The organism is Kitasatospora sp. NPDC053308, assembly GCF_055585785.1.
Genome location: NZ_JBVJJY010000003.1, coordinates 38,375 through 57,647, shown reverse-complemented (window position 1 = coordinate 57,647; position 19,273 = coordinate 38,375). Strand labels below are relative to the sequence as shown.

Sequence of the window (19,273 nt, the reverse complement as noted above, 5' to 3'; positions counted from 1 at the left end):
GCTCGGCGTCGGTACGGTGGTCAGGCCAGCAGCGCGCGGCGCCGCTCGGCCGCCTGGCCCCAGACGTCCGGGTTGAGGACGGCCGGCGGCTGCTTGCCCTCCAGCGCGCTCAGCAGCTGGGTGGCGGCGGAGAGCGCCAGGGCCCGCTTGGTCTCCACGGTGAAGTCCGCGATGTGCGCGCTGAGCACGAGGTTCTCGATTCCCAGCAGCTCGCTGTCGGCGGGCAGCGGCTCCTCCTCGTAGACGTCCAGGGCCGCGCCGGCGAGGTGGCCGCTGCGCAGCGCCCGGGCCAGCGCGGCGCCGTCGACGACCCGGCCGCGCGAGGTGTTCATGAAGTAGGCGCCGGGCTTCATCTGCGCGAAGGTCTTGTCGTTGAACATGTGCTCGGTCTCGTCGTTGAGCTCCGGGTGGCAGGTGACGAAGTCGGCGCGGGAGAGCAGCTCCTCCAGCGTCTCGACCTTCTCGGCGCCGACCTCGGCCATCTTCTCGGCGGAGACGTAGGGGTCGTAGGCGAGCACGCGCATCAGGAAGCCGCCGTGGGCGCGGCGGGCCATCCAGCCGCCGACGTTGCCGAGGCCGACGATGCCCAGCGTCTTGCCGGTCAGCTCGACCCGGTGGGTGGTCAGGCGGGCGTCCCAGGCCTTCTCGATGCCGTTCCGGCTGATCGCCGTGAGGCCGCGGGTGACCATCAGCAGCAGCCCGAGGGCGTGCTCGGAGACCGGCTTGCCGCCCAGGCCGGGGTTGTTGGCGACGACGACGCCGGCCGCGGTGGCCGCGTCCAGGTCGATGTTGTCCACGCCGCGGCCGCTGGAGAGGACGGCGACCAGGTTCGGGGCGGCGGCGATCAGTTCGGCGTCGATCCGGGCGGGGTAGCGCGCCACGATGCCGTGCGCCCCGGCGACGGCGGCGAGGATCGCCGGCCGGTCCTGGTCGTCCACCCGGACGACGTCGGCGTGCTGCTCCAGCAGTTCCTCGGCCTCGGCGGCGTACATCGAGCCGATCAGCACCACGGTGGGTCGCATGGCGGGGTCTCCTCAGGCAGGGGGGTGGAAGGGGGGTGGGGCCGCGTCACGCGGCCATGGCGGCGGCGAGCAGGTGCTCCAGCGGCTTGAGCTCGCCGCCCCTGCTGGCGGCCAGGAACCGCCGGGTCAGCTCGGTGCGCTCGGTGGGCGCGGGGGTGAAGCGGGAGCGGTCGGCGGCGAGGCGGTCACAGGCCCGGCCGTACAGCTTGCGGCTGTAGGCCTCACTGATCCCGAGCGCGTCGGCGATCTCCCGGTGGCTGTAGTCGAAGGCGCGGCGCAGCAGCAGCACGGCGCGTTCGGCCGGGCCGAGGCGTTCAAGCAGCCAGGTCATCCTGCCGCGCAACGCGTCCTCGTCGCCGACCAGTTCGTGCGGCTCGACGGTGCTCGGCAGGGCCTCCTCGGGCACCAGGGTGCCGACGTAGGAGACCTTGCGGGCGTGAGCGGACTTCAGGTGGTCCGCGCACAGCCGGCTGACCACGGTGGCGAGGTACGCGGCGTGGTTCTCCACGTTCCTCGCGGCGGACCAGCGCAGCCACGCCTCGGAGACGATGTCCTCGGCCTCGGCGACGGATCCGAGCCGCCGGTAGGCGAGCGCCATCAGGCGGGGGCGCTGGCTCTCGAACCGCTCGTCGTGCTGCTGTTCGGGTGCTTGTTCTCGCTCTTGGACGGGGCGGGACAACGGTGCTGCCTCCCAGGGCTGTTCCGGTGCGGGGCCGCGGTCACGGACGCGGCCGCGGCCCCGCACCGGACTCAGGCTCGTGTCAGCGGCCCTCGGCCAGGACTTGGCCCAGGCTCTTGGCGAATGCCGCGGAGTACTCGGCGACCTCCTCCTCGCCCATCGGGGTGGAGATGCAGCCGAGGCCGCTGTCGCCGAGGTGGATGCCGTTCTCCAGCAGCTTCCAGTACAGGGCCTTCATCGCGGTGGCCGCGCTGTCGTACCCGGCGGGGGCGCTGTTGGCGACGACGCGGAACAGCGAGCCGAGGCCGTTGACCTCCCAGTCCAGGCCGGCCTCGGCCAGCGCGGCGCGCATCGAGACCCGGGCCTGCTCGCCGAGCAGGCCGATCCGCTCGTGCGCCTCCGGGGTGAGCAGGCGCAGCGAGGCGATGCCGGAGCTCATGCTGACCGGGTTGGCGTTGTACGAACCCGAGTGCGGCAGGGCGGGCTTGCCCTTGCTCGGGTCGAAGACGCTCATGAAGCGGCGGCGGCCGGCCACGGCGCCGATCGGCATGCCGGCGGCGATGACCTTGCCCATGACGGTGATGTCGGCCTCGGCGCCGAGCAGCTGCATCGCGCCGTGGTAGCCGACCCGGTAGGAGCCGACCTCGTCGGAGATCAGCACCGCGCCGCTGGCGTCACAGAACTCGCGCAGCGCGTCCAGCCACTCCTTGCTGGCGGGCAGCAGGCCGATCCGCCACGGCACCGGGTCGATCAGCACGCAGGCCAGCTCGTCGGCGTGCTTGCGCAGCACCTCCAGCGAGCCCTCCGGGTCGTTGAACGGGATGACCACGGTGTTGCCGACGACGCCCTGGGGGTTGCCGGTGACGGCGTGGCTGATCAGGTTGCCCGAGCCGTCGTTGTTGACCGCGACGGCGTCGTAGGCGCCGTGGTAGGCGCCGGCGATCTTGGCGATCTTGGGGCGCTCGGTGAAGGCGCGGGCGGCCTGGACGGCCATCATCACGGCCTCGGTGCCGGAGCTGGTGAAGCGGACGTGTTCGAAGGTCTCGTTGCGGGCCGACAGCGCCTCGGCGTACTCGACCTCCACCGGGGTGGGCATGCCGAAGCTGGTGCCGTGGCCGACCGCCGCCGCGATGGCCTCGACCATCTCGGGGTGGGCGTGGCCGTGGATCAGCGTGGTGCTGTTGTTCAGGAAGTCGATCCGCTCGACACCGTCGACGTCGGTGACCCGGGCGCCGCTGCCGGAACGGACGTAGACGGGGTAGGGCGAGCTGTAGACGGCGGTGCGGCTGTTGCCGCCGGGCATGACCTCGACGGCGCGGGCGTACAGGGCGGCGGACTTCTCGGTGTTCACGGGCAACCCTTCGGAACGGGCCTGGACGGCTTTCGGAATCGGGCAGGGGTGCGCTCGGCGCGGGGTGCGGCGGGCCGCCGGCGCGCCGGGCGGGTGCGAGCGGTCGGTACGGGGGGACCGGGTCAGTGCGCGGGGCCGGCCGGCGTGTCAGGGGAGAAGTACGGCCCGGTCAGGGCGACGGCGGTGCCGGGCGCGACCCACCGCACGGGTGCGTCCCCGGGCGCCGGGGCGCTCTCTCCCAGCTGCCGCGCGAGACGGGCCGCCAGCTCGGGCAGCAGCGGCTCGGCCGCCACCGCCAGGGCCCGGACGGCTGCGAGCTCCAGGGCCATGCAGGTCCTCGCGGTGGCCGTGGCCGGCTGCACCAGGAGGACGTCCTCGCAGACCTCGGTGAACCGGCGGGCTTCGGCCACGAACTCGCGCAGTTCGCGCGCGGCGGCGCGGGCGGAGAAACGTTTCGGCTCCAGGGCGTTCGCCAGCCGGGTGGCGAACGCGCGGATCCGGCCGTAGAACTGCTCGGCCTCGACGTTCCAGCTGCCCGCCTCCGGCGCCACGCCGCCGAAGTGCTTGCGCAGCCGGCCGTCGACCGAGGCCAGCCAGCCCTCCCACTCGCCGAGCAGCTCGGTGCGGACGAACTCCCGGTAGTCCGCGACGACGAAGTCCCGGCGCCGGATGTCCGGGCTGGTGGCGGCGAGGTAGAGCCGCAGCTGGTCGCTGGTCTCCGGGCGGAAGGCGTCCCGGCCCCAGATCGCGTGCTTGCGTCCGGTCGAGAACTTCTGCCCGTCGAGCAGGTAGAACTCGTTGCACACCATGGTGTCGGCGAGCGCCAGCTTGTCGGTGAAGGCCCCCAGGACGGCGGGGAAGACCACCGCGCGCAGGAAGGCGTTGTCGAAGCCGAAGAACAGCACCGTGCGCGGCGCCTCGGCCTCGGCGTACTCCTCCCAGCCGGACAGGCCCTGCTGACCCGCCAGGTCGTCCACCGCGGTGAGGAAGCGGGCGGCCAGTTCGAAGGCCGAGTACATCCGCTGGCCGTCGGTCGCGCCGGACGGGTCGGCGGGCAGCAGGATGCCGTCCGTGGCGACGGTGCTGACCGGCAGGTCGGGCAGCGGCGAGGCCAGCACCCGGTCCACGTAGGACCGCAGCCGGGCGCTCATCGAGACCGACCGCAGGTAGCTGGTCAGCCGGGCCCGCAGCGGCTCCAACGGCATGTAGTAGCGGGTGAGTTCGCGCTGCCCGGCCGGCGTGCCGCAGGTGCGGCAGCTCGGGTCCACCAGCTCGTCGTCGGCGAAGGGCAGCGCACAGGCCTCGCACTCGATGCCCGCGGTGTCCCGCGAGCCGCAGTGCGGACAGGCCCCCGCGACGAACGCCTCGAACAGGTAGGTCCCGCACGGGGCGCAGTAGTTGGCCTGGACGGTCTTGGCTGTCACCGTCCCGTCGGCGCGCAGCCGCTCGAACACCTCCAGGGCCAGCTGCGGGTAGCGCGGGGAGGACGGCCGGACGAAGACGTCCCACTCGACCCGGGCGGCGGCCAGCGCCTCCTGGATCGCGTCGGTGTTGCGCTCGGCCAGCTGGTAGAACGTCAGCCCCTGTTCCCGAGCGGCGGCCGCGACCTGGCTCTGGTGCCCGACGGTGCCCAGCAGCAGCCGCACCGGGGTGCCCCGCGCGACCAGGCCGCGGCGCAGCAGGTCGGCGTTGAGGAACGGCCCGGCCAGGTGCCCCAGGTGGAGTTCGCCGTTGGGCGTCGGGAAGGAGGGCAGCAGCAGGACGGGGCTCCCGGTCTCCGCGGTGCGGGCGGCGCGGCGGTCGTGCTCGGCGTCCAGCGCGGCGAGGTCCTCCCACCAGAAGGTGAGGAAGGACAGCGGCCGGTCCTCGGCCGGGTTGTGCAGGGTGTGCACGCCCAGCGGCGGGATGCGCAACGCGTCGCCCGCCGTCACCGGCACGGTCTCGCCGTCCGCGGTGACCTCGCCGCTGCCGTCGAGGATCACCCAGACCTCGATGTCGTGGTGGTTGTGCGGGGCCGTGGTCTCGCCGGGCCGCAGGGTCACCCTGCGGACGTTGACGGGGAGTTCGGGGTCCTGGGCCCAGGCCGGCTGGACGCTGCGGACGAAGTCCGGCAGGCTCATCTCGTTGACGGTGCGTGGAACGGTCACGATGTCCATCGTGTGGTGGGGGTGGACTCGCCCCCGGCTCCTCTCCCGGAGTCGTTGGTGCTCGGTCGGTGCTCGGTGCTCGATCGGGTCCGGTACTCGGTCGCCGCCCGCTCAGTACCCGGCGTGCAGGGCGAGTTCGACGGGCGCGTCGTCCTCCTCCTGCGGACCGGAGGAGGCCCAGTCCAGGGCCGTGCTCACCGATCCGGTGTGGTAGCGCGGACGGCCGAGCAGGCTGTTGGTGATCACCGCGCTGCGCCAGGCGAGCAGGCTGAGGTTGGGGTCCGCGACGCCGTACTCCCGCCGCGCGGCGTTCTGGACGAAGATGCGGTTCTCCGCCGGACCGTCCCACTGGAGGCTGAAGTCCGGCCCCACCACCGGCAAGCCGTCGCTGATCGCGAGCCGGTCCTTGAGACCGAGCAGCAGGTCGGGCATGGCGTGCTCGTAGCCGGTGGCGCAGATGACGATGTCCACCGCCTCCCGTACCGGCTTCCCGCCGCGGGCCGGGCGCCAGCCGACGACCAGCCCGTCGTCGCTCTCCTTGAGGTCCTCCAGGGTGTGGTCGAGCAGGATGCGGCAGCTGCGCCCGCGCCCCTCCAGGAGTTCCAGGTCGTAGAGCCGGCGGTAGAGGTCCTCCAGCAGCGGGATGGAGATGCCGTCGCTGGTGAGGCGCAGCCGCTGGACGATCTCCTCGCGCTCGTGCTCCGGCAGGCCGTAGAAGTGGTGGCTGTAGTCCGGCAGGTAGAGCTCGTCGACGAACGGGCTGTCGTCCAGCGGGAGCAGGTTGGTCCGCCGGGTGCCCCAGATGATCTGTGCGGGGCGGCGGTCCTCGCCGGCCAGCAGGTAGTTGACCACCTCGGCGCCGCTCTGCCCGCCGCCGACCACGGCGACCCGCTTGCCGGCGAAGTCACGCGGCCGGCGGAGCAGTTGGTCGGTGTGGAAGACCCGCTCCGGGTCGTGGCCGCGCAGGCTGTCCGGCAGTCTCGGCGACAGGCCGGTGCCCACGACCAGGTTGCGGGCCTGCAGCAGACCGTCGCCGGTGTGGACGACGAAGGCGCGGCCGTCCCACTCGACGTTCTCGGCCCGTACGCCGAAGCGCAGGTTGTCCAGGCCGGACACCACCCATTGGCAGTACTGCTCGAACTCCCGGCGCGGCACCTTGGACCGGCCGGTCACCAGCAGCCGGTAGAGCCGCTTGGTGTCCACCTGGAAGGCCAGGAAGGAGAACGGATTGGTCGGGTCGACCGGCGTGACCAGGTCCTTCAGGAAGTGGACCTGCATCTGGGCGTCCGGCAGCATCAGGCCGGGGTGCCACTCGAACCGCTCCTTGTGGTCGACGAAGACGCTCGACAGGCCCGGTTCCCCCGACGTCAGTGCCGCGAGACTCAGATTCGAGGGACCTATGCCGACACCCACCAGATCGAAAGTCTCCGGCATCTCACTCATGCTGTCTCTCCCGTAGTCACTAGCGTGCTGGGTCAGCCGATCTCGTGCGCCGGCAGCCAGGTCACTCCCCGGTCGGTGAGCGACCGCATCAGTCCGTCGAACTGCTCGGCGGACAGGGTGCGGTGCGGCTTGTGCCAGCCGGGGCCGGTGACCGACCGCCCGGCGAGCAGCCCGGTCGCCCCGGCCAGCGCGAACCCGGTGGTGCGGGCCATCGCGGAGAGGCCGGTCGTCTCGTCCGCGGAGTCCAGGACGGTGCTGCGCAGGCTGGCCGGCGCACCGGCCAGGCGGCCGTGCGCGGTCACCTCCAGGACCACCAGGTCCCGATCGCCGCTGCGGGCGCGCACCTGCGGGGCCAGCACCCGTTCGACCACCCGCTTGGGCGGCACCTCGACGCCGTCCACGTCCACGGCGTCCTCGGCCAGCAGCCCGAGCCTGGCCAGGTCGGAGACGGTCTGGGCGAAGCCGGGCCAGCGCAGGGTCTTCTGGGTGCAGTCGACCCCGTGCAGCAACGGGTGCTCGCCGAGCCAGGGCGCCATGCCGTCGTGGTAGGCCTCCAGTCGGCCGACCCCGTCGATGTCCCGGGTCTCGACCCCGGAGAACCGGGCGTGCCGCACCCTCCGGCCACCGCTCAGGGCCAGCGCCTCGCGCTGGGCGATCGGCAGGTGGTGGTCGTTCTCGCCGCCGAAGAAGGCGGTGTAGCCGAGCGGTTCGCGCGGCTGCTGGGGCACGCCGCCGCAGCAGATCTCCAGCCTCCCGACCTGGTCCAGGCGCTGGGCCACGTGCACCGCGAGCAGCTCGGTGAGGCCCGGTTCGAGCCCGAGCGGCAGCAGCACGGTGGCGCCGGCCGCCCGGAACCAGGCGTCGAGGCCGGGGAGCTCCTCGGTCGGCGGCCGGGTGATGCCGGCCACCGGCACCCTCGGGTCGGTGCGCACCACGGTGCGGATCACCGCCCGGGTCGCCGCCCACGGCAGTGCCGTGGCGACGGCGTCCCGCCCGGCGAGCGCGTCGGCCGGATCGGTCTCGACCCGGACCGGGCGGTCGCCGAACCCGGCCAGCCACCGGGCCACTTCCTCGGCCCGATCGCGGTCCCGGTCGACCAGCGTCAGCTCGGTGGTGTCCGGGCCGGTCGCCAACGCGTACGCGGCGGCCCGGCCCATCTGCCCGCAACCCACCAGCGCCGCCCTCACGAGCGCCGTCCCCGCGCCACGACGCCCCCTGGGGTCGCCACGGCGCCTACTCGCCGTCGACCGCGGTCACCCGGGCCACCGCCTCGGCCGACACCCGGTCCAGCAGCTCGTCCAGCCCGGCCCGGTCGACGTGCCGGGCGATCACCGCGGCGACCCGCTGCTGGCCGAAGTTCTCCGGCGGCAGGGCGACTTCGGTGCCGGCCGGGACCTCGTAGAAGACGTGGTCGACGCCCGCTTGCTCGCAGAGCCCCTGCAGGCCGCCGACCTCCTCGAAGCGGCCGGCCCGCTCGGCGAGCACGAACCGCAGACCCGCGTTGATCCGCCGGTCGTGCTCCAGCCGCAGCGGGTCCCCGGTGGCGACCCGGATGACGTTCTCGAAGTAGTCGACGCCGGTGGCCAGCGGCACCAGGTGCGAGCCGATGTAGTCACCGGCCGGGCGGGCGGCGATCTCGATGAACCGCAGGCCGCGCTCGCCCCACTTGGCCTCCAGGTGGAAGGCGCAGTGGTCGAAGCCCAGGCCGGCCACGATGTCCTTGGTGGTCGCGGTGATCTCGGCCCAGGCGTCGGCGGGCAACGCGCTGGGGACCTTGTGCGACAGCTCCAGGTGGTACGGGACGCTGGTCACCTTGTCGGTGACGGTGACGACGTGGACCTCGCCGTCCGAAACGAAGCCCTCGACGCTCAGCTCGTCGCCCTCCAGGAACTCCTCGACGATGAACTCCGCGCCGAACTGGCGGAACACCGGGTCGAAGTCCGGCTGGGCGATGCCGGCCAGCCGCGCCATGGCCGGTTCGAGGTCGGCCTGCTCGCGCAGCTCGAAGATGCCCTTGGAGCCCGAGGCCCCGGTGGGCTTGACGACGGCCGGCAGCCCGACCTCGTCCAGCGCGGTGCGCAGCTCGTCCAGGCCGGTGACCCGGGCGAAGCGGGGGAGCACGCCGCCGAGGTGGCGCAGCGCCTCCTTCATCGCGTACTTGTTGCGGGCCCGGAGCGCGGCCGTCTCGGACATCCCTCGCAGGCCGAGGTCGGCGGCGATGGCCGCGACCAGCTGGACGTCGACCTCGGTGAAGTTGGCGACGCCGGCCAGGTCGTAGCTCTTGGCGAGCTCCCTGGCGGCCGTCAGGGACGCCTCCCGGTCGTAGGTGTCGACCTGGCGGAATTCATCCACGAGCGGCTTCGCGAATTCGGGGACGGAACGGCCGAGAAGCACCACACCATATCCGAGGCGACGGGCCGCGAGAAGGGATTCCAGGCCCTCCCGCTGAATCCTCCGCAGGTTCACGAAAAGAACATGGCGCTTCGCCACAGGATCCTCCACGTTTCCTTGCCGATTGAGAAAGCCGAGCAGTCTCGACGATGACCCGAGAGGCCTTCAATTGCCTCTCCGCCCTGACTCGCGACCAAACCTGGTTGTCCGTCAGGAACGTGTGGGTCATTCCGCCGCCCGGTAAAGCTCTCGCAGGAAGTTCCGTGCATGACTCCGCGGGTCGCGTCCAAGTGGCACGCGACCGTTCGCGGAGAAGCACACGGAAGGATGATTGATGGGAATCCCGAGTCGGCGGCCTCGGTAGCACCGCGCAGCCCCGGCCCCGGACCGGGCCCCAGGATTCTCCAGTAACACGGGCATCGTCCACAACGCTGCCCTCGGGCTCACCACCAGCATGATTTGCCCTCAGAGACATGTCAACCGGTCTCTTCCAGTCAGCGCCGCCGCCCCGACGGCCACCGGTCGACCCCCGGGGCCGCACCGGCGGGACCGGCGCCGGTGGGCCGTCAAAGGATGTCAGCGGTGGGGCAGTTGGCGGACGCCTCCGTTCCCGCGGCGGGCGGCCCCCGGTCGCGGCGTCCGGGCGTGCGCTGCTGCCCCGGTCCGGCTCGCCCGCCGTGCCGCCTGGCCGAATCCTTTCTTCCGGCGGGAAGTTGTCCGGACCTCGGGCGGGACCGGTCCGCCTCTGGCAGGATGACCAGTCCGACCACGGGCGATCCCGGTGGCCTCCCGTTCCGGCCGTCCGCCTCGTCGACACCACCGAACCCGTCTGCGGCGCAAGCGACTTCCGTCGTGTCCGTGCGCCTCCGTCGGCCCGCCCGCGCCCTCCCGCCCCCGGTCCCGTGTCCGACCCGGCCCCCCATGACTGCCGAGGAGAACGCATGTCAGACCGCGCCCGAAGCGCGCCGTACGGCACCTGGCCCTCCCCCGTCACCCCCGCCGACGTGGTGCGCAGCGGGGTCCTCGTCGAGTGGGTCGGCTTCCTGGGAGCCGACCCCTGCTGGACGGAGGTGCTCCCCGAGGACAACGGCCGCAACGCTCTGATGCGGCGCGGCCCGGGCGGCACCGCCGTCCAGGTGCTGCCGCCCGGCTGGGACGTGCGCAGCGGTGTCATCGAGTACGGCGGCCGTCCGTGGACGGCGGTGTCCGACCGGGCCGAGCACGGCGTGGTCTTCAGCCACCGCGGCGACCAGCGGCTCTACCGCTGGCGCCCCGGGCAGGAGCCCGTCCCGTTGAGCCCGGTGCCGCCGGCCGGCACCCAGCTGCGCTACTGCGACTTCGCGGTGCGCGGCACGGAGGTGTGGTCGCTGCGCGAGACCGTCCTGGACGAGGCCGGCACCGAGGTCGAACGCCACCTGGTGGCCCTGCCGCTGGACGGCGGCGCGGCCGAGGACCCGAAGGCCGTCCGCGAACTCGCCGCCACCCACGCCTTCCTGTCGGGACCACGGATCTCGCCGGACGGCGGCCGGGTGTGCTGGCTGGGCTGGGACCACCCGAACATGCCCTGGGACGGCAGTGAGCTGATGGCCGCCGACGTCCTCCCGGACGGCACGCTCGGCGAGCCGGTCCGGCTGCTCGGCAGCGCCCGCGAGGCCGTGGTGCAGGCCGACTGGGCCGTCGACGGGTCGGGACGGCTGTACGCGGTCTCCGATCCGCAGGGCTGGTGGAACGTCCACGAGGTGGGCCCGGACGGCTCCGTCCGCACCCTCCACCCCGCCGAGGAGGAATTCGGCGAGGCCCCGTGGCGGATCGGCCTGCGCTGGCTGCTACCGCTGCGCGACGGCACCGTCGCCTCCGTCCACGGCACCGGCCGGCGCCGGCTCGGCCTGCTCGGGCCGGACGGCGCGCTGACCGACCTCGACCTCCCGTACACCGAGTGGTCCTCGGTGGCCACCGACGGCCGGCGGATCGCGGCGGTGGTGGCCGGTCCGGAGCACCGCCGCACCGTGGTGCTGGTCGAGCCGGCCCGGGGCACCGCCGAGGTGGTCCGGGCACCGCTGCGGGTCCACGAGGAGTACGCCTCCGCTCCGGTGGTGCGGACCTTCCAGGGCCCGGAGTCCCCGGTGCACGCCTACGTCCACCCGCCGTACCACCCGGAGTACGAGGGGCCGGCCGGCGAGCTGCCGCCGTACCTGGTCTTCGTCCACGGCGGGCCCAACAGCCGGAGCCAGCCGGTGCGCAACCAGGAGTTCACCTACTTCACCAGCCGGGGCATCGGCGTGGTGGACGTCCAGTACGGCGGCTCCAGCGGCTTCGGCCGGGCCTACCGGGAGCGGCTGCGCGGCCGCTGGGGGCAGGTGGACGTCCAGGACTGCGCGACCGTGGTGCGCGCCCTGGCCGCCGAGGGCCTGGCGGACCCGGCCCGGATCGCCATCCGCGGCGCCAGCGCCGGCGGCTGGACGGCGATCCTGTCGGCTCTCGCCGAGCCGGAGCTGTACCGGGCCGCCGGTCTCTACTTCCCGGTGCTCGACCCGGTCGTCTGGCGCACCGGCGGCACCCATGACTTCGAGTCCCGGTACGCGGACGCCCTGATCGGCCCGTGGCCGCAGCGGCGCGCCGCGTACGAGGAGCGCTCGCCGGTGCGGCTGGCGCAGGGCCTGAACGTCCCGGTGGTGCTGTTCCAGGGCGAGCTGGACACCGTCTGCCCGCCGGCCCAGGCGGACCGGCTGGTGGACCGGCTGGTCCGGGCCGGCCTGCCGCACACCTACCTGCTGTTCCCCGGGGAGCGCCACGGCTTCCGCCGCCGGGACACCGTGGTGCGCTGCCTGGAGGCCGAACTCGCGCTGTACGGGCGGGCGCTGGGATTCGAGCCGGCGTGACCGGGCCGTGAACGCGGTGAGCCCGCGGCCCCCGGGTGGGGTCCGCGGGCTCAGCCCCGTCCGTGCGTCACAGCGTGTCGAGCAGCCGGCCGGCCCGGTCGAGGGTCTCGCGGAAGTTCTCCTCGGTGGTCCGCCCGCGCGCCTCGGCCACCGTGAGCCACTCCAGCGGCGACTCCGGGTTCTCCGGCCGGGCCTGCTCCGGTGTCCCGGTGGCCAGCAGGAACCGCAGGTCCGCGTGCTCGTGCGCGGGCTCGCGCGGCGAGGCCGGCACCGGCACCACGGTGAGGTGCACCAGGGAGGCGTCCGGCCACGGCACCAGGTCGGTCAGGTGGGTCTCCTCCCTGCCCTCCCGAAGCGCGATCTCCAGCGGCAGCGTCTCGCCTGGGTCGCCGTGGCCGCCGACCTGCAGCCAGGCCTGCTGGCGGACGTGCCAGCGCAGCAGCACCCGCTTGGTCTCCGGGTGGACGATCAGGGCGGAGGCCGTGAAGTGCAGCGGGGTCGCGCGGTCCCAGGCGTCGGGCTTGCCGACCAGGCCCAGCAGCCGCTCGTGGTCCGCCGTCTCGGCCGCGCCCTGGGGCCGGTAGCCGCCGAGCAGCTCGGCCAGGCCGGGGGTCTGCGTCCCGCTCGTCATCCTCAGCACTCCTCGTTCCGTCGATTCCGCGTCACCGGCCGTCCCCGACCGGGACGTTGTGCCTGTCCGAGTCCCGCCTGGGGGAACGGACCCACCCTACCCGGTGACCACGGAGGGACGTTCGGTGAGCACCGCGGGCCGGCTCGCCCGCGGGGTGTTGCGGCTGGCCAGGAAGCGCACCTCGCCCGCCGTCACGACCGCCGAGACGCCGGGCATGTCGCCGATCGCCAGGGCCTCCAGCGCGGTGCCCGCCGCCGAGCCCCGGGGGGCGTCCAGGACCACGAGGTCCGCCTCGTCGCCCACCCGCAGCCGTCCGGCGGGCAGGCCCCAGACGTCGGCGACGTTGCCGGTGGCGAGCGCCCAGACCCGGGCCGGCTCCACCGGCCCCAGCGCGGACAGCTCCACCACCGTCTTCAGCACCGCCAGCGGGATCACCCCGAAGCCCGAGGGGGTGTCCGAGCCCAGCACGATCCGCTCCAGCGCGTCCTCCTCCACGGCCCGCCGGACGATCCGCAGGGCCGCCCGCAGGTTCCCGGCCTGGACGATCTGCAGCGCCATCCGGCTCTCGGCCAGCAGCCGGTCCACGGCGGCGTCGGGCAGCGCGGTGGGGCCGCCGTTGGCGTGGCCGCAGATGTCCGGGTCGAGCGCCAGCAGGTCCTCGGCGCCGAGCGAGGCGGAGCCGGCGGCGCTGGCGCCCCCGGCGTGGCACATCACCTTCAGGCCGTACGCCTTGGCCCAGCGGATCTGCTCGACGCCGTCCACGGCCTTCTCGTAGGCGCCGAAGCCGAACTTCGCCAGCCACACCCCGCAGCTCGCCAGCTCCGCGAAGTCGGCTTCCTCCAGGGTGGGTTCGAGCAGCACGTTGCCGGCGTGCACGCGCATCCCGCCGGGGCGGAAGTTGTCGTAGGACGCCCGGGCCGCGACCGCGAGCGCCTTGACCCCGGCCCGGTCGCGCGGGCGCCCGGGGACGTGCACCTCCCCGGCCGAGATGCTCCGGGTGACACCGCCGTGGACGTACCCCTCGAGGTAGTCCACGGCCTTCTGGCGGGGCGAGTAGTCGCCGAAGGCGACGTGCCCGTGCGAGTCGATCAGGCCGGGCGCCACGGTGGCCCCGGCCGCGTCCAGGACCCGGTCGGCGGCGGCCAGTCCGTCCGCCAGGTCGGCGGCCCGGCCCACCGCCGTGATGAGGCCGTCCACACACAGGACGGTGTCCGCGCCGTCGACCAGCGGAGCGGTGAGGTCGCCGGAGACCACGCATCCGGCCCCCGTGACTGCCAACGTGCCCATGCCGTAGTCCTCTCCTCGTCCCGTCTCACACCGCTGCGAAGCGCTCGGGCCGGAACGCCGCCGCCAGGTCGGACGGCTCGCCCAGCACCTCCCGCGCGACGATCTCCCCGAGCACCGGTGCCAGGGTGAGCCCGCTGTGGGTCACCACCACGTACAGCGAACCGGCGCCGGGCACCCAGCCCAGCACGCTCATCCCGTCCGCCGGCATCGGGCGGACCCCGACGAAGGCGTCCTCGACCGTGACGTCCGTCCCGGCCGTGCCGGGCAGCACCTCGGCGAGGCGCGCGAGCACCTCCTGCGCGGCGGCCGGCGCCTGCCCCTCGTCGGTCAGCTCCTCGTCCACGTCGTGACAGTGCAGCACCAGCCGCCCGCCGCTGTGCGGACGGATGCTCAGGTGCGGTGCGTGCAGCACCCGCTCCACCCGGACGGGCACCGGGGAGGTCCGCACCAGCAGCCCCCGCACGGTGACCCCGGAGCCGTCCCCCGGCTCCACCAGCGGCACATCCGCGCCGGCGTGGCCGAGCAGGTCCCGCGTGCCGCGCCCGGCGCAGCTGACCACGGCGTCCGCCTCGATCCGCTCGCCGGAGGCCAGCCGGACGCCGCGCACCCGGTCGGTGCCGAGCAGCCCGGTGACGGCGTCCCCGGTCCGCAGCCGGACGCCCACCGCCCTGGCCCGGTCCTGGACGGCCGAGATCAGCCGGTCGCTGACCACGTGGGCGTCGTCCGGGTAGTACAGCAGCGGCCCGTGCAGGCCGTCGAGCGCCAGGCCCGGCTGGAGTTCGCGCAGGGCCCGCTCGGCGTCCAGCTCCTCGACCGGGTAGCCCTTGGCCCGGTAGCCGGCGGCGACGTCGGCGAGCCGCCGGGCCCCGTCCGCGCTGTCGGCCCAGTGCAGGTTTCCGTTCCGGAAGAACCAGGGCTCGCCGTCGGTCGCGGCGGCCAGCCGCTCGTGGGCGCGCAGGCCCTCGGCCGAGAGCCGGTAGTAGGGGTCGAACCCGTTGTCGACCGCGTTGACCCAGCCGAAGCCGTGGGCGGAGAGCCCCTCGGCGGGCTCCCGGGCGTCCACCAGCAGGACCTCGGCGCCCTGTTCGGCCAGGCGCAGGGCCACGCAGCTGCCGATCGATCCGGCACCGACGACGACGATCCTGGTCACCGCTGCTCCTCCTTGCCGAGCGCGGTCCCGCACAGGTAGCCGCCGACCAGGGCGGGCCCGAGGGTGCCGCCGGAGCCCGGGTAGCCCGGACCCATCACCGGCGAGGTGACGTTCCCGCAGGCGTACAGCCCGGGGATGGGCGTGTCGTCGTGCCGCAGCACCCGGCCGCGCTCGTCGGTGACCAGGCCGCCCTTGGTGCCGAGCATGCCCGGTTCGACCCGGACGGCGTGGAACGGCGGCTCGACCAGCGGTGCCAGACAGGGGTTGGGCTCGTGCAGCGGGTCGCCGTAGTAGCGGTCGTGGCTGGTGGCGCCGCGGCCGAAGGCGGTGTCGACGCCGCGGACGGCGTCCGGGTTGAAGGCGGCCAGGGTCTCGGTCAGGCCCTGCTCGTCCACCCCGATCAGCCGTGCCAGTTCGGCGGGGGTGTCGGCACTGGTGTACCAGTCGGGCACCGGGCCGCCCGGCTGCGCGCCGGCGATCGGGTAGCTGCGGCGGAACGCCTCGTCGAAGACCAGCCAGGCGGGCAGGTTGGGGCGCTCGTGCCGGGTGGGGTCGAAGGCCAGGAAGGCCTTGGTGACGTCGTTGTAGTTGACGGCCTCGTTGACGAAGCGCCGACCGTGCCGATTGACCATGATCGAGCCGGGCAGGCAGCGCTCGCCGACCAGGTGCCGGGACATCGGCACCCCGTCGTACTCCTCGCCCCGGCCGGACACCGCGGGCACCCACCAGGCCTGGGACATGGTGCCGAGCGCCGCCCCGAGAACGGTCGCCATCAGCAGGCCGTCGCCGTGGTTCCACGGCGGGCTGACCGGGCGCGTCCCGGCCAGCCCGAGGTGGGCCTGCTTGAGGCGCTCGTTCCACTCGAAGCCGCCGGTGGCCAGCACCACACCGGCCCGTGCCCGGTACTCGACCGGGCCGTCCGGGGTCTCGGCCCGGACGCCGACCACCCGGCCGTCCTCGACCAGCAGCTCGGTGGCGCGCGCCGCGGTCTCGAAGGCCACCCCGCGGTCGTCACAGGCCGCCACCAGCCCGGCCACCAGCGCGGCGCCCACCGTGACGACGCCCTCGGCCTTGCGACGGGCGACCAGCTCGTGGTCGTAGCGCCCGGGGATCTGCCAGCGGTGCCGCTCGTCGTAGGTGACGGCGTCGAAGTGGCTGCCCTTCCTGATCCGCTCCAGCAGGCCGGGCCGGTCGGCGGTCGGGAACGGCACGTTGTCGAGGGTGCGCCCGACGTCCCGGGCGCCGTGCCAGTCCGAGTGGTAGTCGGGCCGGTCGATGGGGAACAGCCGGACGGGCGTCTCGGCGTGCAGGTAGTCGACCACCTGCGGCGCCACCTCGACGTACTGCTCGAGCCGCCACCGCTCGACCTCGCCCTCGGTGACGAGTTCCAGGTAGCGCAGGGCGTCCTCGGCGGAGTCGGGCATGCCGTGCTCGCGCATCACGGAGCTGGCGGGCACCCAGACCATGCCGCCGGACACGGCGGTGGTGCCGCCCAGCACCGAGGTGCGTTCGAGGACCAGCACCCGGTGCCCGGCGTCGGCGGCGCGGCAGGCCGCCAGCAGTCCGGCGCCGCCGGATCCGATCACCAGGGAGTCGGTTTCAACCTTTCGCACGGCAGTCCAATCCTCAGGGGTCGAGCGGGCTCAGGAGTCGATCGGGCTCGGGCACGGGGTCGGGCCCGTGCGGCGGATCCTGCCCGGCGCCGCGCGCCCGGCGAGATCCTCCGGGCCGGCCCTACAGCAGCGGGGCGGGCCGGTAGCCGGACCACTCCGGGTGGCGGGCGGCGAGTTCCTCGATCCGGGCCACCACGGCCGCGACCTGGTCGGTGGCGGCGCCGGTGAAGCCGATCCGGTCGGCCAGCAGGGCGTCCAACCGGGCGCGGTCCAGCGGCAGGCGCTCGTCCGCGGCGAGCCGGGCCATCAGGTGGTTGTCCCCGCCCTCCGAGCGCATGTCCAGGGCGGCGCCGACGGCGTGCTCCTTGATGATCTCGTGCGCGGTCTCCCGGCCGACGCCCGCGCGCACCGCCGCCATCAGGATCTTGGTGGTGCCCAGGAACGGCAAGTAGCGTTCCAGTTCGGCACCGACCATCGACGGGAAGACGCCGAACTCGTCCAGCACGGTCAGCAGCGTCTCCAGCATCCCGTCGAAGGCGAAGAAGGCGTCCGGCAGCGCGACCCGGCGCACCACCGAGCAGGACACGTCGCCCTCGTTCCACTGGTCGCCGGACAGCTCGGCGGCCATCGAGGCGAAGCCGCGCAGCACGATCATCAGGCCGTTGATCCGCTCGCAGGAACGGGAGTTCATCTTGTGCGGCATCGCCGAGGAGCCGACCTGCCCCTCCGCGAAGCCCTCGGTCACCAGCTCGTCGCCGGCCATCAGCCGGATCGACTTGGCCAGCGAGGACGGGCCGGCCGCCAGCTGCACCAGCAGGCTCAGCACCTCGTAGTCGAGCGAGCGCGGGTAGACCTGGCCGACGCTGGTGAGCCGGTGCGCGAACCCGAGGTGGTCGGCCACCCGGTCCTCCAGCTCGACCAGCCGGGCGCGGTCCCCGCCGAGCAGGTCCAGCATGTCCTGGGCCGTCCCCATCGGGCCCTTGATGCCGCGCATCGGGTAGCGCTCGATCAGCTCCTCCAGCCGCACCAGGGCGGCCAGCACCTCGTCCGCCACGGTCGCGAAGCGCTTGCCCAGCGTGGTGGCCTGGGCGGCCACGTTGTGCGAGCGGCCGGCCATCACCAGCTCGGCGTGCTCGGCTGCCAACGCCCCCAGCCGGGTCAGCAGTGCGACGCAGCGGCCGCGCACCAGCAGCAGGCTCTCCCGGATCTGCAGCTGCTCGACGTTCTCGGTGAGGTCCCGGGAGGTCATCCCCTTGTGGATGTGCTCGTGCCCGGCCAGGGCGTTGAACTCCTCGATCCGGGCCTTCACGTCGTGCCGGGTGACCCGCTCCCGCGCCTCGATGGAGGCGTGGTCGATCCGGTCGAGGACCTTCTCGTAGTCGGCCACCACGCCCTCCGGGACGGCCACGCCGAGGTCGCGCTGGGCGCGCAGCACGGCCAGCCACAGCCGGCGCTCCAGGAGGATCTTGTGCTCGGCCGACCAGAGTTCGACGAGCTCGGGCGAGGCGTAGCGGGCGGCCAGGACGTCGGGGATGTCGGTCTTCATTGCCCTGCTTTCGGATGGGGTGTCGTCCGCGCGGTCTTCCGCACGGTGCGCTCCGGTGGGGTTCCGGGTCAGGAGACCTCGGTGGTGATCAGGCCCCGGTTGTTGGCCCGGGTGAACCAGAAGCTCCGGATCAGGCCCCGGTTCTTCAGGTCCCAGGCCCACCGCTCGGCGTCCTGCGGGCGCCGGGTGAAGGCGAAGCAGGCCGGGCCGGTGACGCTGAGCGCGATCGCGTCCACCGACGGGGCGGCCCGGCCGGCCTCCAGCACGCTCGCCACCGCCTCGCCCTGGAAGGCGATCTGCGCCTGCTTGAAGTGGCCGGTGAAGGTGATCTCGTTGACCGCCGCGCAGAACGCGTCGAAGTCCTGTTCCAGGACGGCCGGGGCGAGCCCCATGAACACCAGGTGGGAGGTGCGCCAGGACTCCTCGGCCGGGATCGGCGTGACCGAGTGGAACCAGTCCAGCTCCTCCTGGCCGCCCAGGTGGCGGCCGTGGGTGAGCATCACCAGGATCGGCCAGTCCGGGAAGTCCAGCCGCACCACGGGTTTCGGCGGCGCCACCTGCTGGGCGAAGCGGCTCGGCCGCAGGTACTTCTGCGGCTGCTCGGCGAAGTCCGGCGGGTTGACGTGACCGCCGTCGACCAGGAAGCCGCCGTACGTGGACAGTCCGGTGCTGGCGCCCGAGGTCCGGCCGCGGCCGAGGACGCGGGCCAGCTCCCGCTGGTCCGGCTCCACCCCGCACAGCCGGCCGTAGGCCTGGCCGACGGCCAGCAGCGTGCTGGTCTTGGAGCCGAAACCGCTGTGCTGGGGCAGCGCTTCGAGGACGTCGACCCGGGCGGCCGGGCCGTCCCACAGCTTGCGCAGGGTCTCCACGGCGGCGGTCAGTTCGCGTTCCGTCTCCTCGGCGGTGCCGGTCACCGCGACGATCCCGTCCGCGGCCTCCCGCACCTCGGCGGTCAGGCCGGGCCGGTCGACGGCCATCGCGGCGATGCCGTTGCGGCGCAGCGAACTGCCGTCGAGGCTGATCAGGGTGAAGCTCAGCCGGGCCGGAGCGGACACCCGGACGGCGCCGCTTCGGTCGGGTCGGTCAAGTGCCATGGTCAGACCTCCGATTGATCGTCGATCACGGTCACGGGCG

The 19,273-nt window shown here is 73.6% G+C and carries 14 protein-coding genes; 1 reads left to right on the top strand and 13 read right to left on the bottom strand.

What is annotated here, in order from left to right; translation table 11 throughout:
- Positions 1 to 20: 20 nt before the first annotated feature.
- The 7 genes from ACZ6Y7_RS08305 to ACZ6Y7_RS08275 form a co-directional block, all read right to left on the bottom strand.
- Positions 21 to 1,022: a hydroxyacid dehydrogenase gene (locus ACZ6Y7_RS08305; RefSeq protein ID WP_465757057.1), complete on the bottom strand. Its 1,002-nt coding sequence runs from the start codon at positions 1,020 to 1,022 to the stop codon at positions 21 to 23.
- 46 nt (positions 1,023 to 1,068) lie between these two features.
- Positions 1,069 to 1,701 (bottom strand): sigma-70 family RNA polymerase sigma factor, encoded by a 633-nt coding sequence (locus ACZ6Y7_RS08300; RefSeq protein ID WP_465757056.1) that lies wholly within the window; start codon positions 1,699 to 1,701, stop codon positions 1,069 to 1,071.
- Positions 1,702 to 1,783: 82 nt separating this feature from the next.
- Complete coding sequence (locus tag ACZ6Y7_RS08295) at positions 1,784 to 3,052, bottom strand: aspartate aminotransferase family protein (protein WP_465757055.1); 1,269 nt, start codon at positions 3,050 to 3,052, stop codon at positions 1,784 to 1,786.
- Positions 3,053 to 3,174: 122 nt separating this feature from the next.
- Entirely contained in the window at positions 3,175 to 5,199 is a 2,025-nt protein-coding gene (locus ACZ6Y7_RS08290; RefSeq protein ID WP_465757054.1) for a class I tRNA ligase family protein, read from the bottom strand.
- A gap of 111 nt (positions 5,200 to 5,310) precedes the next feature.
- Entirely contained in the window at positions 5,311 to 6,642 is a 1,332-nt protein-coding gene (locus ACZ6Y7_RS08285; protein WP_465757053.1) for a lysine N(6)-hydroxylase/L-ornithine N(5)-oxygenase family protein, read from the bottom strand.
- A gap of 32 nt (positions 6,643 to 6,674) precedes the next feature.
- Positions 6,675 to 7,829: a saccharopine dehydrogenase family protein gene (locus ACZ6Y7_RS08280; RefSeq protein WP_465757052.1), complete on the bottom strand. Its 1,155-nt coding sequence runs from the start codon at positions 7,827 to 7,829 to the stop codon at positions 6,675 to 6,677.
- Between the two features lie 46 nt (positions 7,830 to 7,875).
- Positions 7,876 to 9,108: an ATP-grasp domain-containing protein gene (locus ACZ6Y7_RS08275; protein ID WP_465757051.1), complete on the bottom strand. Its 1,233-nt coding sequence runs from the start codon at positions 9,106 to 9,108 to the stop codon at positions 7,876 to 7,878.
- Between the two features lie 866 nt (positions 9,109 to 9,974).
- On the opposite strand from ACZ6Y7_RS08275, the gene ACZ6Y7_RS08270 reads away from it, so the two are divergent.
- Positions 9,975 to 11,912 carry an alpha/beta hydrolase family protein gene (locus tag ACZ6Y7_RS08270; RefSeq protein ID WP_465757050.1) on the top strand — a complete coding sequence of 646 codons (1,938 nt, stop codon included), beginning with the start codon at positions 9,975 to 9,977 and terminating at the stop codon, positions 11,910 to 11,912.
- A gap of 67 nt (positions 11,913 to 11,979) precedes the next feature.
- Here ACZ6Y7_RS08270 and ACZ6Y7_RS08265 read toward each other — a convergent pair whose 3' ends face one another.
- The 6 genes from ACZ6Y7_RS08265 to ACZ6Y7_RS08240 all read right to left on the bottom strand — a co-directional run bounded on the left by ACZ6Y7_RS08265 (position 11,980) and on the right by ACZ6Y7_RS08240 (position 19,233).
- Positions 11,980 to 12,543 carry an NUDIX hydrolase gene (locus tag ACZ6Y7_RS08265; protein ID WP_465757049.1) on the bottom strand — a complete coding sequence of 188 codons (564 nt, stop codon included), beginning with the start codon at positions 12,541 to 12,543 and terminating at the stop codon, positions 11,980 to 11,982.
- 96 nt (positions 12,544 to 12,639) lie between these two features.
- Positions 12,640 to 13,830, bottom strand: a complete 1,191-nt coding sequence (locus tag ACZ6Y7_RS08260) for an amidohydrolase family protein (protein WP_465757048.1) — start codon at positions 13,828 to 13,830, stop codon at positions 12,640 to 12,642.
- A gap of 25 nt (positions 13,831 to 13,855) precedes the next feature.
- A complete protein-coding gene (locus tag ACZ6Y7_RS08255; RefSeq protein ID WP_465757047.1) occupies positions 13,856 to 14,980 on the bottom strand; it encodes an NAD(P)/FAD-dependent oxidoreductase in 1,125 nt (374 codons plus the stop codon).
- A complete protein-coding gene (locus tag ACZ6Y7_RS08250) occupies positions 14,977 to 16,593 on the bottom strand; it encodes an FAD-dependent oxidoreductase (RefSeq protein WP_465757046.1) in 1,617 nt (538 codons plus the stop codon). Before ACZ6Y7_RS08250 ends, ACZ6Y7_RS08255 begins: the two co-directional genes overlap by 4 nt.
- 121 nt (positions 16,594 to 16,714) lie before the next feature.
- Positions 16,715 to 18,139, bottom strand: a complete 1,425-nt coding sequence (purB, locus tag ACZ6Y7_RS08245; protein ID WP_465757045.1) for an adenylosuccinate lyase — start codon at positions 18,137 to 18,139, stop codon at positions 16,715 to 16,717.
- Between the two features lie 68 nt (positions 18,140 to 18,207).
- Positions 18,208 to 19,233: a beta-ribofuranosylaminobenzene 5'-phosphate synthase family protein gene (locus ACZ6Y7_RS08240; RefSeq protein ID WP_465757044.1), complete on the bottom strand. Its 1,026-nt coding sequence runs from the start codon at positions 19,231 to 19,233 to the stop codon at positions 18,208 to 18,210.
- Positions 19,234 to 19,273 lie beyond the last annotated feature (40 nt).

Bases quoted from the DNA above. Each gene is read 5' to 3' on its own strand.
- ACZ6Y7_RS08305 (WP_465757057.1), bottom strand. From the start codon at position 1,022: ATGCGACCCACCGTGGTGCTGATCGGCTCGATGTACGCCGCCGAGGCC.
- ACZ6Y7_RS08285 (WP_465757053.1), bottom strand. From the start codon at position 6,642: ATGAGTGAGATGCCGGAGACTTTCGATCTGGTGGGTGTCGGCATAGGT.
- ACZ6Y7_RS08270 (WP_465757050.1), top strand. From the start codon at position 9,975: ATGTCAGACCGCGCCCGAAGCGCGCCGTACGGCACCTGGCCCTCCCCC.
- ACZ6Y7_RS08265 (WP_465757049.1), bottom strand. From the start codon at position 12,543: ATGACGAGCGGGACGCAGACCCCCGGCCTGGCCGAGCTGCTCGGCGGC.
- ACZ6Y7_RS08260 (WP_465757048.1), bottom strand. From the start codon at position 13,830: ATGGGCACGTTGGCAGTCACGGGGGCCGGATGCGTGGTCTCCGGCGAC.
- purB (WP_465757045.1), bottom strand. From the start codon at position 18,139: ATGAAGACCGACATCCCCGACGTCCTGGCCGCCCGCTACGCCTCGCCC.
- ACZ6Y7_RS08240 (WP_465757044.1), bottom strand. From the start codon at position 19,233: ATGGCACTTGACCGACCCGACCGAAGCGGCGCCGTCCGGGTGTCCGCT.